At 63.7% G+C, this 12,882-nt stretch carries 12 protein-coding genes; 7 read left to right on the plus strand and 5 right to left on the minus strand.

All coding sequences use genetic code 11. The annotated features are described in order from the left end of the window. The first annotated feature begins 153 nt into the window (after positions 1-153). Together K414_RS0111995 and K414_RS0112000 are read left to right on the plus strand one after the other, a co-directional pair. Complete coding sequence (locus tag K414_RS0111995; RefSeq protein WP_027496170.1) at positions 154-1,761, plus strand: diguanylate cyclase; 1,608 nt, start codon at positions 154-156, stop codon at positions 1,759-1,761. Between the two features lie 112 nt (positions 1,762-1,873). Beyond that, positions 1,874-2,776 carry an arabinofuranosidase gene (locus K414_RS0112000; protein WP_037220078.1) on the plus strand — a complete coding sequence of 301 codons (903 nt, stop codon included), beginning with the start codon at positions 1,874-1,876 and terminating at the stop codon, positions 2,774-2,776. 15 nt (positions 2,777-2,791) lie between these two features. Here the strand turns inward: K414_RS0112000 and K414_RS0112005 are convergent, their stop codons facing one another. From K414_RS0112005 to K414_RS0112015, 3 genes are all read right to left on the minus strand, one after another. Then, positions 2,792-3,811 (minus strand): phosphotransferase family protein, encoded by a 1,020-nt coding sequence (locus K414_RS0112005; protein ID WP_027496172.1) that lies wholly within the window; start codon positions 3,809-3,811, stop codon positions 2,792-2,794. Beyond that, positions 3,808-5,016 carry an acyl-CoA dehydrogenase family protein gene (locus tag K414_RS0112010; RefSeq protein ID WP_027496173.1) on the minus strand — a complete coding sequence of 403 codons (1,209 nt, stop codon included), beginning with the start codon at positions 5,014-5,016 and terminating at the stop codon, positions 3,808-3,810. The genes K414_RS0112005 and K414_RS0112010 overlap by 4 nt, the downstream gene beginning before the upstream one ends. Before the next feature lie 82 nt (positions 5,017-5,098). Further along, complete coding sequence (locus K414_RS0112015; RefSeq protein WP_027496174.1) at positions 5,099-5,728, minus strand: TetR/AcrR family transcriptional regulator; 630 nt, start codon at positions 5,726-5,728, stop codon at positions 5,099-5,101. A gap of 153 nt (positions 5,729-5,881) precedes the next feature. On the opposite strand from K414_RS0112015, the gene K414_RS26760 reads away from it, so the two are divergent. The 4 genes from K414_RS26760 (at position 5,882) to K414_RS0112035 (ending at position 10,069) form a co-directional block, all read left to right on the plus strand. Further along, the gene (locus K414_RS26760; RefSeq protein WP_051365352.1) at positions 5,882-7,519 is read left to right on the plus strand and encodes an AMP-binding protein; all 1,638 of its coding nucleotides are present in this window, start codon (positions 5,882-5,884) and stop codon (positions 7,517-7,519) included. Next, entirely contained in the window at positions 7,516-8,808 is a 1,293-nt protein-coding gene (locus K414_RS0112025; RefSeq protein WP_027496175.1) for an MFS transporter, read from the plus strand. Before K414_RS26760 ends, K414_RS0112025 begins: the two co-directional genes overlap by 4 nt. Positions 8,809-8,878: 70 nt before the next feature. Next, positions 8,879-9,214, plus strand: a complete 336-nt coding sequence (locus K414_RS26765; protein WP_135046238.1) for a DUF2834 domain-containing protein — start codon at positions 8,879-8,881, stop codon at positions 9,212-9,214. Between the two features lie 30 nt (positions 9,215-9,244). After that, entirely contained in the window at positions 9,245-10,069 is an 825-nt protein-coding gene (locus K414_RS0112035) for a dienelactone hydrolase family protein (protein WP_027496176.1), read from the plus strand. Positions 10,070-10,110: 41 nt separating this feature from the next. Here the strand turns inward: K414_RS0112035 and K414_RS0112040 are convergent, their stop codons facing one another. Next, positions 10,111-10,476, minus strand: coding sequence for a DUF1330 domain-containing protein (locus K414_RS0112040; protein WP_027496177.1), 366 nt, complete (start codon positions 10,474-10,476; stop codon positions 10,111-10,113). Between the two features lie 159 nt (positions 10,477-10,635). Between K414_RS0112040 and K414_RS0112045 the strand changes: the two genes are divergently transcribed. Next, the gene (locus K414_RS0112045) at positions 10,636-11,535 is read left to right on the plus strand and encodes a 3-hydroxyacyl-CoA dehydrogenase (protein WP_080730098.1); all 900 of its coding nucleotides are present in this window, start codon (positions 10,636-10,638) and stop codon (positions 11,533-11,535) included. A 113-nt stretch (positions 11,536-11,648) separates the two neighbouring features. Here the strand turns inward: K414_RS0112045 and K414_RS0112050 are convergent, their stop codons facing one another. Then, positions 11,649-12,866, minus strand: coding sequence for a PucR family transcriptional regulator (locus K414_RS0112050; protein ID WP_027496179.1), 1,218 nt, complete (start codon positions 12,864-12,866; stop codon positions 11,649-11,651). Positions 12,867-12,882 lie beyond the last annotated feature (16 nt).

Below are 12,882 nucleotides of genomic sequence, written 5' to 3' on the forward strand. Positions count from 1 at the left end.
TTCGGCTGGTTCCTCGATTTAGCCCCGCAAACAAGCACTGGGTCCAGTCGGAAAACGGACATAAGCATCGAACCGTGCAGAAGATTCCGGCTCGGCCCACAGAAGTGGTTGAATCGAGTGTCGACAGACCGCCTACGAACGCGAGGACCGCAGATGGCCCCAGGGGAGCGCGACGTCGTCGGCGACCCCGAAGCCGATCCCGGGTCGCCCGGTCTCGCAGATCGTTATCGGGTTCTGATCGAACACTCGCCCGACGCGATCGTCGTCCACCGGCGAGGCAACCTTGTCTACGTCAACCCTGCGGGGCTCCGGTATCTGCGCGCCGACAGTCTCGGTGCGGTGGTGGGCCGTCCGATCACCGACTTCATCGCGGCCGAGTCGATCGGTCCGATGCTCGAGCGCATTGCCGCCCTGGACGTGCACGGAACCGCCAGTTCGGCCTCCGAGGCGGAGGTACTCGCCCTCGATGGATCGACTCTGACCATGGAGGCGGTCTCGGTCCGTACGGTGTGGAACGGAGAACCTGCATTTCAGGTCATCCTTCGCGACCTCACCGAACACAAGGCCGCACAGAAGGCGCTGCACTATCAAGCCGCGTTGGTCGAGCACGTCAGCGACGCCATCGTGGGGGTGTCCTCCGACGGGGTCGTGTCCAGTTGGAACCCTGCCGCGGAGTCGGTCTACGGACGACGCGCAGCAGATGTGCTCGGCCTCTCCGTATCGAATGCAGTGGGGGTGCCCTGCGACCCGGTAGCCATTCTCGCGGCCGGCGGCCGGCTGTGGGACTCGCATCTGCGCGCGGACGGGACGGCGTTGGCGATGGTGGTCTCCGCGGCCCAGATGCCCGACGGGTGGGTGTTGGTCTGCGCCGACCAGAGTGCCGTCCGCCGGGCCGAGGAGCATTACACCGCCGTGGTGGAATCGCTGGAGGCAGGTGTCGTCGTACTCGACCACGCCGGTCGCATCACGTCGGCGAACCTCGCGGCGAAGACGATCCTCGACATCCAGGTGGGATCGGCGACGACGGGACAGTCCGCTGTGCTGCCGTTCCGGGTGTACGGCACCGATCAGCAACCCATTCGGCGACTCGAGCACCCCGTGGCCGTCACCGGCAGAACCGGGAAGCCGAGCCAGTCGGTGATCGGAGTCGAACGTCGTCGGGACGGACGACATTTCTGGCTGTCTCTGACTGCGACCATGCTCAACTTCGGCGGCCCGTCACCCTCGATCGTGGCAACGTTCGTCGACGTCACCGATGCCTATCGGACGAGCATGAAGCTCGAACACGCGGCAACACACGACGACCTCACCGGGCTTCCCAATCGCCCGCTGATTCTGGCGCGGCTCGACCAGGAGCTGTCCCGGTCGAGTCGGGAGGATGCCATGGCGGTGTTGTTCATCGACCTCGACAACTTCAAGACCATCAACGACCTGCACGGACATACGGTCGGTGATGCCGTACTCGGTATCGTGGCCGCGCGGTTGACGCGGGCTCTGCCCGACGACGCATTCGTCGGACGCATCGGCGGTGACGAATTCGTGGCTGTGGTGCCGTGCTGTGTGGGGTCGGAGGCGGACGACGTCCGGGCGGAACTCGCAACCCCGATCACGACGGCAGACCGAGAGCTGACGGTGACCGCCAGTATCGGCTGCGTGACCGTCGACAGTGGTGATTCTCGCACTGCCTTGGACATTCTCGACGATGCCGACCACGAGATGTATCAGGCCAAGCCGGTGTCGCAATACTCGGCGCAGTCGTAGCGTTCGGTAACGAACAGGCACGACTGTGCACTGTTGTTACTCGTGGGGCTCGTGCGTCGTACATACTTCAGCGGTGATCAGGACCCTGCGTAAGCACGCCCTCGCCATTCCCATGACGCTCGTCGCCGCCGTCGGACTGCTGTTCGGCGCAGCAGGGACGGGTAGCGCTGCGCCTGCGGTCACGTACACCATGGTGGCCTTCAGTAACGACAGCGATCGCAACATGGACGTGTACCAGTCCAGCAACGGAACGGACTTCACCACGGTCGAGACCGCCGCGTACACGCCGCCCTCCGGTGTGGTTCGTGACTCCAGCATCTTTCGAGCCGCCGACGGTATGTACTACGTGACATATACGACGGGCGGCGGCGCGGAAATCGGCTTTGCGCGCAGCGCAAATCGGGTGGATTGGGAATTCTTGCAGAACCTCCCGATCCCGTTCTGCTGCCTGCTGCTGCCCGGGACCGGGGCGGGTACCGGCTCGGCGGGGTCCTCGGAACTCCCGTCTCTGTCCCCGTTCACCACCAAGGCGTGGGCACCGGAGTGGTTCGTCGAGGGCGACCGCGTCAGCATCATCGTGTCGTTGTCTGCCGGCGGAGGGTTCGTGCCGTATCTCATGACGGCGACCGATCCCGGCCTGACGACGTGGAGCTCGCCGGTTCCGTTGGTGGGAATCATCAACGACCACATCGACACCACGGTGGTGAAGGCCGGGTCGACCTACCACGCCTTCACCAAAGGTGAGAGCAACAAGGTCATCGAACACTGGATCGCGCCCGCTCTGGGTGGTCCCTACGTTCGGGACCTCACCTTCCGCGATTTCGGCCCGTTGAAGGAAGGGCCCGCCGTCGTCGAGTTGCCCGACGGTACCTGGCGGTTGTACTACGACGACTACACGAACCAGAAGTACTTCTACTCCGACAGCGCCGACCTGAACGGCTGGTCCGCACCTCAGGAGCTTCCGGCGCTGTCCGGAATCGTTCGCCACATCGGCATCATGAGAGAAGCTGCGTAGCAACAGCTTCTGCGGTCAGCCCGCCGACAATGCTCGGAGGCCGGCCGCGATGAATTCTCCAGTTGCTTCGGCGGCGTTGCGTGCTCCGGCACCGGTATCGGAGCCCGACAATGCGCGGTGGGTGATGCCCTCACCGATCACACCGAGCTTGAAGTTGGCCAACGCCACGTAGAAGCCCCAGTTGTCCACCTCACGGCCCGATCGAACGGCGTACTGCTGCACCAGATCCGCCGCCGATGGGTAGCGGTCGCTCGTCCAGGCTGCGTCGGCACCGAGAACGGCATCGAACACGGGTTGCCGGTACACGCACATCAGCGCGACATCGGTCAACGGATCGCCGAGTGTGGACATCTCCCAGTCCACCACGGCTGCAACAGAACTTACGTCCTCGACATCGAGAATCGTGTTGTCGACCCGGAAATCGCCGTGCACGATGGACGCCGCCGATCCGGTGGGCACCGCAGCTTCGAGGGCCCGGTGAAGTCGGTCGACGTCGGGTAGTTCCCGTGTCTTCACCGTCTGCCACTGACGCGCCCACGTGGCTACCTGTCGAGCTACGAAACCGTCGGGGCGACCGAACTTTTCGAGACCCACGGCCGCAGGATCGACGGCATGCAGCTCAGCGAGCACTCGCACCAATTCGGCGGCGTTGTCTGCGACCTGCTCGTCGGTCAGATCGCGCAGATCCTCGCGTGTGCGCACGACGCGCCCGGGAACGAAACGGACCACCGTCATCGGAGCACCGAGTACGGCACCTTCTCGGTCGAAGGCCACGGTCTCGGCCACCGGCACCGCGGTGGACGCGAGCGCGTCGGTCACTGCCCACTCCCTGGCCATGTCGTGCGCCGACGGGGTCAGGCCACTGGTCGGGGGCCGACGAACCACCCACGTCGAGGTGTCGTCGTACACCTTGTACGTCAGATTGGAGCGACCGCCGCTGATCATCTCGACCGTCAGCTCACCGTCGACAACGATGCCCTCGGCACGCAGGAAACGTTCCATAGCAACGCGGTTCATGCCCGGTAGGTCGCTCATGACTGCTCCTGTGCGGCGCGCTTCGCTGCCCCGACCGCTCGTTTGGCGATAGCCCAGCGATGCACTTCCGACGGTCCGTCGTAGACCCGGAACGGACGTACTTCGCGCGAAAGCCGTGCCAGTGGCAGGTCGTCCGATACCCCGAGCCCGCCGCACATCTGGATGCTGCGGTCCACGATGCGAAAGATGGCCTCGGCTGCGAACGTCTTGGCGATGGAGGTTTCGTTGCTCGCGTGGCCGCCGCGATCCAGCTCGAAGCAGGCCTTGATCAGGAGGGCACGGGATGCGGCGATGTCGATCTCGTTGTCGGCGACCATCTTCTGGATCATGCCGAGGTCGCCGAGCTTGCCGCCGAACCCTTCGCGCTGGGCCACCTGGGCGACGGCGATGTCGTGCGCCCGTCTCGAGGCTCCGAGCCACCGCATCACGTGGGTCATGCGGGCGGGCCCCAATCGCACCTGGGCGTAGGCGAAGCCCTCGTCGACGGCTCCGAGAACGTTCTCGTCTGGCACGAAGACGTTCTCGAAGAACACCTCGCAGTGCCCGCCGATCATGGCTTTGTCCAGGGTGCCGATGTGACGGCCGACCGTGATGCCCGGTGTGTCGGCCGGGGCCAGGAACATCGTGGCTCCGCCTCGGTCACCCGGCTTTCCGGACGTGCGGGCCATGATGATGAAGAACCCTGCGCCGTCGGCTCCGGTGATGAACCACTTGTGTCCGTTGATCTTCCATCCACCGTCGGTCCGTTCGGCCGCAGTGGTGAGGGCCGAGGGATCGGAGCCGGCACCCGGTGCCGGCTCGGTCATCGCGAATGCAGATCGTTGATCGCCGCGGGCGAGAGGGGCGAGGAATTGATCCTTCTGTGCCGGCGATGCGATGTGCGCCAGCATGTGGACGTTGCCCTCGTCGGGTGCACCGAGATTGAGTGCGATGGGGCCGAACAGGGAGTAGCCCGCTTCCTCGAACACCGGTGCGCGGTCGCTCATCGACAGACCGTGCCCGCCGTATTCGACGGGTGCGTGCGGTGCGAACACGCCCGCTTCCTTGGCTGCGGACTGCATCTCGACCCGGAGGCCGTCGCCGCCTGCGTCGGCGATATTGCCCAGAAACCGATCCTCGATCGGGAGCACGTATTCGCGAGTGAACGTACGTGTTCGGTCGATCAGCTTCTCGACGTCTGCGTCGAAGGTGAGGTCGATGGCCATTCTGCACTCCCTGGTCGATACCGACCGAACACTCGCTCGGTCTCTTGAAGACTGGCATACACGCAGGTTTCGGTCAAGGAACTCACGTCCTGTGTGCAGTGCCTCGGCCGGTAGCAGCACCGACCGTTCGGCGTGCGATATCGAGGTACACCTCGACCAGTTCGGCCGGCGTCAGCGGGCCATCGGGTCGGTACCAGGTGGCCACTCCGATGCACATCGTGGTGACGGCCCGGCCGGCATCCGCGGGGTGCGGGGTGTCGAAGACCCCGGACTCGACTCCGTCGGTGACGATGGCGTCGAGCAGTCGTTGCTCTTCGTCGCGCTTGGCGATGTAGGCGGCGCGGTTGGCCGGCTCGAGACTGCGAATCTCGGTGGAGCACACGAACGCGGCACCGCGGCGATGGATATGGAACAGCAGCAAGGACTCCACGACCGCGTCGAATCGGTCCTTCGGCGACGAACCCGCCCCGTCCATGGCCGATCGAGTCCGGTGCAACAGTTCGTCCATCGACGCATTCATGATGCCGACCAGGAGGGCCTGCTTCGACGGAAAGTGGTGATACAGACCGGGAACCGACAAGCCGGCACCCGCGGCGATCTGCCGCACCGACGTGCCGTGGTAGCCCTGCTCGACGAAGATGCGCAAGGCCGACGCCAGCGCTGGGGACAGTGCCGCTCCCTCGTATGTTCGCCAGTCGCCGATCGAGGTCATGCGATCACCGTAGAGGGCGCAGCGAACTGGGCCGGGCGTTCGCACCGGGTTGACACCAAAGTTGTGATCCGCAACACTATCGAGACAGCAGACCGAACGAGTGTTCGGTCGGTCCACGTGGGCCGAAAGTCTGCTCGAGCGGAAGGGCCGTTCATGACCCTCGACAGCGCGACCGGGCCTGCAACTGTTCTCGACGCCTGGCGTAGCCGAGTCGCCGACACCCCGGACCGGCCGGCGCTGGCGTACTTCGACGCCGTGCTCACGGTGCGCGAGGTGGACGAGGCGTCCGATGCACTTGCCGCCGCACTGTTCGATCGAGGAGTGTCACAGGGCGATCGCGTCGGCATCTATCTGCAGAACATTCCGCAGTACGCCTTGACGTTCCTCGCGCTGTGGAAGATCGGGGCGGTCGCGTTGATCCTCAACCCGATGTACCGCAACCGTGAACTTCGCACCTTGATCGACGATGCAGAACCTGTCGCGCTCGTCTGCGACGAACACGATCTCGATTCTGTGGGGGCGACGTTGCGCGGCAGTTCGATTCGACTGCTCGTGAGCACCAGCGGACTGGACCTGCAGACACGCGACGACCCACGAGTCTTTGCGTCGACGTCACGCGTGACACCCCGGCCCGACGACGATCTGATGGGTCTGATCGACCGCTACCGTGGTCGATCTTTCCCCGAAATCGATCCCGAGCCGGACGATCTCGCGCTACTGGCCTACACGTCAGGAACCACGGGTCCGCCGAAAGGCGCGCAGATCTCGCACGCGAACGCCTTCGCGACTGCCCTCGATTTCGGGGAACGGGCCGGTCTCGACGACGGCGACGTCGTGTTTGCCGTCGCACCGCTGTTTCACATCACCGGCGCGATGCTCGACGCGGCGGTGGCCCTGATCCGCGACTGCATGCTCGTGTTCGCGCATCGTTTCGACGCGGCAGTCACTCTCGACGCTGTCGTCGAGCATCGTGTCACCTACACCATCGGTTCGATCACGGTGTTCAACGCGATCTCCGCAACCGAGGGTGCGACGAGGGCCCACTTCGAGTCGGTGAAGGCGTTGTATTCCGGAGGCGCACCTATTCCGCCCGCCACCGTTGCCGCGTTCGAGTCCCAATTCGGTTGCTACATCCACAACGCATACGGGATGACCGAAACCACCGCGGGAGTCATTGCCGTGCCACCCGGCGTGCGCGCGCCGGTGGACGCGGCCAGCGGTTCACTGTCCGTCGGGTTGCCTCTTCCTCGCGTGACGTTACGAACGCTCGATCCTTCGGGCCGGCCGACACCCCCGGGACTTGCAGGGGAACTGGAGATCTCGGGTCCGCAGGTGGTTTCGGGCTACTGGCGCAATCCGGACGCGTCCGAGTCGACGATGCCAGAGGGACGTCTGCGCACAGGCGACGTGGCGATCATCGACGAACACGGCTGGGTGTATCTCGTCGACCGGCTCAAGGACCAGATCAACGTGTCGGGATACAAAGTGTGGCCCAGGGAAGTCGAAGATGCACTCTACGAACATTCAGCGGTGTTCGAGGCCGCTGTGGTGGGCAGGCCGGATGACTATCAAGGGGAATCGGTGGTGGCGTACGTGTCACTCCGGCGCGACGCCACCACGACGCCGGATGAACTGATGGCCTTCGCGCGTGAACGACTGGCCGCGTACAAGCGTCCGAAATCCATCCACATCATCGACGAACTTCCCAAAACCCAGACCGGGAAGATTCGACGTGCAGCACTCAAACCTGTTCCTGTGAAAAATAATTCGATCGAAAGTGGCACTCCATGACTGTCGGATCATCGCACGACACCCGCTCGGCACCGGATATTTCCTCACGGAAGAAATCGTTGTTCGCCAGCACGATAGGCAACGTACTCGAATGGTACGAGTGGAGTGCCTATGCAGTGTTCGCGCCGTTCATCGCGGCGGCCATGTTCAGCCAGGCCGATCCTGTCTCGGCATTGCTGTCCACGCTTGCGGTGTTCGCCGTCGGATTCCTGATGCGGCCTCTCGGCGGCATCGTGTTCGGACGCATCGCGGACAAGAAGGGCCGTAAGTTCGTCCTTGTCACCACGATGCTGATGATGGCAACCGGCAGCTTGCTGATCGGCATCATGCCCACCTACGGTGCGATCGGGGCCTGGGCCTCGGTACTGCTGTTGCTCGCACGCGTCATGCAGGGTTTCGCGCACGGCGGCGAGTCGGCGACGGCGTACTCCTACGTCGGCGAGATCGCACCACCGAACCGACGTGGCATGTGGGGCAGTGTCGCGTTCGTCGCCATCTTCGGTGGATCAGCTCTGGCATACACAGTGGGTGGCGTCATCACCTCCACGCTGTCGGATTCTGCTGTCGGGCAATGGGGTTGGCGCATACCATTCCTCCTCGGCGCGCTCCTCGCGCTGTTCGCTCTCTATTTGCGCAAGAACATGGACGAGAGCGAGGTGTTCGACTCGGAGCAGAACAAGGTCGAACAAGAACCGATCGCGCGTAAGACCGTCGTCAAAGCGATCGTATTGATGATCGGAATGACGTCGGGAATCACGGCGGCGCACTACACCTGGACCTCCTACGTGTCGACGTTCGCCATCACGCAGCGAGGGATGAACCCGGACACCGCGTACTGGATGCTCGTCGTCGCGCAGTTGATAGCGCTGGTGTCGCTACCGTTCTTCGGTCGCCTTTCGGATTCGATCGGTCGGCGGCCGATGCTGGCGGCATTCGCAGTGCTGATGTTCGTGCTGCAGATCCCGCTGACGATGCTGATCTCGACGCAGTGGTGGTCATTGCTACTGCCGTCGACGGTGGCCCTGCTCGTCATCGCCGTCCCGGCCTCGATTCTGTCGTCGACGTTGTCGGAGAGCTTTCCCACCCGACTCCGCACGCAGGCAATCGGATTCGCCTACTCGTTCTCGGTGGCGGTGTTCGGCGGAACGGCACCGTATCTCAACCAGCTGTTCCTCGGGTTGGATCTGGGCTGGGTCTTCGGCGTGTACATCATGTTCCTCGCTGCCCTGACCGGAGTCGCTTGCTTCTACATGAAGGAGACCAAAGGCATCCGGCTCGAAGACGTCTGACTCGGACCGGCCGACTCGGTCGAATCGAACGACACGCCGGTGGTGTGGCGCGGTGCTCTACGTTGAGGTCATGAGAACCGCAGACGCCACTCGTCGACGCCTCCTGCTGCTGCTGACCGTCATCGGCTTCGTCGTCCCCAATGCCTACGTCGTCGGCTACTTTCGCGAGCACGGGGTGAGCGCGGGCAGCGCAGCGAAGTTCTTCTCCGAATGGGTGGCGTCCACGCCGACGCGAGCCTTGACCGCCGATCTCGGTATCACCAGTATCGCTTTCGGGATCTGGTCCAGAGGGGATGCGAAAGATCACGGCGTCAAACATTGGTGGCTGGTTCCCGTCGGTACCGGCTCGGTGGGAATCTGCTTCGCGCTTCCGCTGTACCTGTTGCTGCGTGAGTATTCGCAGTGATGTCGCCGATCGAGAAAGAGGACCGCTTCGATGACAGATGACGCCCTTGCCGACTTCGAGCGAACCGAGTTCACCGCAGACGGGCGCACGGCGCCTGTCTATCGAATCGGCACCGGGCCGGCGGTCATCGTGATGTCCGAAATGCCGGGCATCACGCCGAGAGTGGCGGATTTCGCGCGCACCGTCGCCGGGATCGGATGCACCGCGATCGTGCCGCACCTGTTCGGCGTCGACGGTAAAGATCCTTCGACCGCGCCCCTGGGCGTGCTCGGCACCGTTGCCACCATGTCGCGCGCCATGGTGCCGGCCTGCATCAGTCGAGAATTCACCATCCTGGCCACCGGCAAGTCATCGCGAGTCGTCGTGTGGCTGCGGGCCCTCGCGGCCGAAGAACACGAGCGGTGCGGCGGACCGGGCGTCGGTGCCATCGGAATGTGCTTCACGGGCGGGTTCGCCCTCGCAATGGCCGCCGACGATCGATTGATCGCACCGGTGCTGTCGCAACCGTCACTTCCGTTCGCGGCATCGAAGTCACGCAGTCGTTCCATCGACATCAGTGCCGGCGACCTTTCGAAGGTGAAAAGCCGTTGTGCTGCGGGAGATCTCACTGTTCTCGGTATGCGGTTCCAGGGCGACACGATGTGTCCCCCTGCACGGTTCGAGTTTCTGAGGGAACAACTCGGCGACGCATTCGTCTCCGTGGAATTGCCCGACTCCTCGTTCAACCCGGAAGCCTTCGGACCGCCGCACTCCGTCGTGACGGAAGGACTCATCGACGAGCCGGGTCAGCCGACACGGCAGGCTCTGGACCAGGTACTCGATCTGTTCCGCAGTAAGTTACTCGCAACGCCGTGAAGCCCCGCGGCGCGAACACGATGCGAAGCCGAAGGTCGAATTCACGACCACGGAATTGTGGCCTGCAGAACCGCCTCCTTCAACGCGGCGGTCCGTAACGCCGTCACCGTCTGATATTCGGGATCGGCCACCATCTCGCTGAACGCCTTACGTGACGGGTACTGGACCAGGAGTACTGCATCCCAGGCCTGCCCGTCCTCCGCGGCAAGTGCGGTCGAACCGTCGCCCGCGTACAGCACCGTCGCGCCGTAGCGCGGGAGGAAAGTCTCGTCCAGTGCTTTCGCATATTCTGCGTAGGAGTCGCGACCACCCTCGGCGAACCGAAGCAGGTTGAGCATCACCACCGGACCGCCGGGATCTTCTTCGAGGTAGCGCTTCAGGTCTCTTCCGCGGGGATCGACAGCCATAGTTCGAGTATGCGTGAGCCGTCGATCCTGTGGAGTGCACAGCGCCGTTGTCGGTCGAGTCGATCCGCTGTCGGCCCCCACGAGACGGTGGCTCCGCGCTCAGCGGTAGAACTGGGGGAGCGGGAAACCAGTAACTCGATAAAGGGAAGTGTGTCGTCCATGTCCGATGTTGAGAACGTGACCGTATTCGGAACCGGAGTGCTCGGTTCACAGATCATGATGCAGGCTGCCTACCACGGAAAAACCGTTGTGGGATACGACATTTCCGACGAACTTCTGGCCAAGCTGCCGGACCGCTGGGAATGGATGCGCGGATACTACAAGCGTGACCTGAAGACTTTCGACGAGGCGCGCTTCGACAAGGCCATCGAATCCATCACGACCACCACCAGCGTCGCGGAGGCTGTTTCGGACGCCGACCTGGTGATCGAAGCAGTTCCGGAGGATCTCGACCTGAAGAAGAAGGTCTGGTCGGATATCGGCGCTTCCGCCCCGCCGAAAACTATCTTCGTGACCAACTCGTCGTCGCTACTGCCCAGCAGTTTCGCCGAGGCCACCGGGCGGCCGGAAAAGTTCCTCGCATTGCACTTCGCCAACCTCGTGTGGCGATACAACACCGGTGAGGTGATGGCAACTGCTGCAACAGATCCTGTCTACTTCGATGTCGTCCTGAGCTTTGCTTCGGAGATCGGTCTCGTTCCCGTTCCGGTCCGAAAGGAAATTCCTGGATACGTGCTGAACAGTCTTCTGATCCCGCTGCTGCAGGCGGGAGCCAACCTCTACGTCGGCGGGGTTGCCAATCCGGCGGACATCGACAACGTGTGGCGCATAGCCACCGGGGCACCCGCCGGTCCGTTCCAGATATACGACACTGTCGGCTTCAACGTCGCAGCACATATCGCGCGCGCACACGGTGGCGAGGATCAGGTCAAATTTGCCGACATACTGCAAAAGGGTATCGACGCGGGAAAGACCGGTCTCGGGGACGGTGAAGGCTTTTACACGTACGACTCCGACGGCCGGCGACTCGATGCTGTCGAGTCGTGGAACATCAACTGAATCACTCGATCCCGCCTGTCGGTGATCCTGGGATCGACGACCCGGGCTCGAGTAATCGGTCATGGGCGCATGTGCGCATGACCACCGGCGACGCCGAATTCAGCCGAGCCGGGTCAACCGAGTTGGCGTAGTTGTATCGCGGTGTCCAGCGCCAACCGATGCCACGCCGAACGCGGATCCCGTCCGGTCAGTTCCTGAGCCCGGCGCAGTCGATAGCGCAAAGTCTGCGGGTGCACCTGCAGTCGGGCGGCTGCAGCCGTTGCTGTGCCGGTGGAGATGAAGGCCGAAAGACCCAGCAGGATATGCTCGTTCGCTGCCTCGGTCAGCGGGCCGAGCACGCTACGCACCACCTCGCTCGTGTCGGCGGTCGGGCGCGCTGTCAACAGTGCCAACAGCTGACCGTCGCCCTGATCGAGCAGTGCCCGGCCGTCGAACGCGTGATCCGGTGCGGTCTCGAGCGCTTCCGAGGCGAGTCGCCACGAACTGCTGATATCGGTAACGGTCGATCTCTCCACGAGGCATCCGCGCAGCCGCAGATCCCGACACGCGAGGTCGACCTCGGCGCGATGGATCGACGGCGGCAGCAGCGCGATCGCGCGTTGTTCGCGCCGAGTGCACAAGTGTGTTCGTTGATCCGCCGTTGTGGTGCGGTCCGGAGGGACGAGGCCCATCGCAAGCACCAGAGACTCGACGGTGTCGTCGGACATGGGTCGGCCCGGATCGGTGGACTGCACCACGAGCAGGTTCGGGTGCGTGGGCAGCTTCAGGTCGAGTTCGCGAGTACGGTCCGACACCGTCCCTGGTGAGTTGTGTCTGGCAGCCAGCAAGTCGTCGAGCAACGCGGCGTGCGCCTGCGCACGGTTGGACGTGAGCTGTTCGCGCGCAATGACATACGCACCGATGATCTCCTCGGATATGGCGTCGATCGCGTCGAGCACGCCCAGGCCGAGTTCGGCGATGTCCGGCGGGTCGAGTACTTCCAGATACTCCGTCGTCACGTGCCGAACGAACACGCTCGACGCGACTCGATACGCGCGCAGCACATCGGCCAGCGGCCGCCCGTCTGCCGCGCGTGCGGAACCTATGGCTCGGAATCTCTTGTGGTCGCGGTCGTCGATCGTCCGATCGCCGTGCGCCCACAGGGCCATCAGCCGCCTCAGTGACCAATACGCGATGGCCTCGACATCGGCCAATTGTGGACCCTGCAGTGACTGGTAGACCGGGATCGCGTCGCGAATCGCGTGTACTGCGGATGCGACGACGGGGCCCAGATCCGATTCGATCTTCGCGACCACGGCGACCCGCGCCGGGTACATCGATCTACCTCGCACTCTTTATCAGCACCTG

It is taken from the genome of Rhodococcus sp. JG-3 (assembly GCF_000482405.1).
In the GTDB taxonomy this organism is placed as follows: Bacteria; Actinomycetota; Actinomycetes; order Mycobacteriales; family Mycobacteriaceae; genus Rhodococcoides; species Rhodococcoides fascians.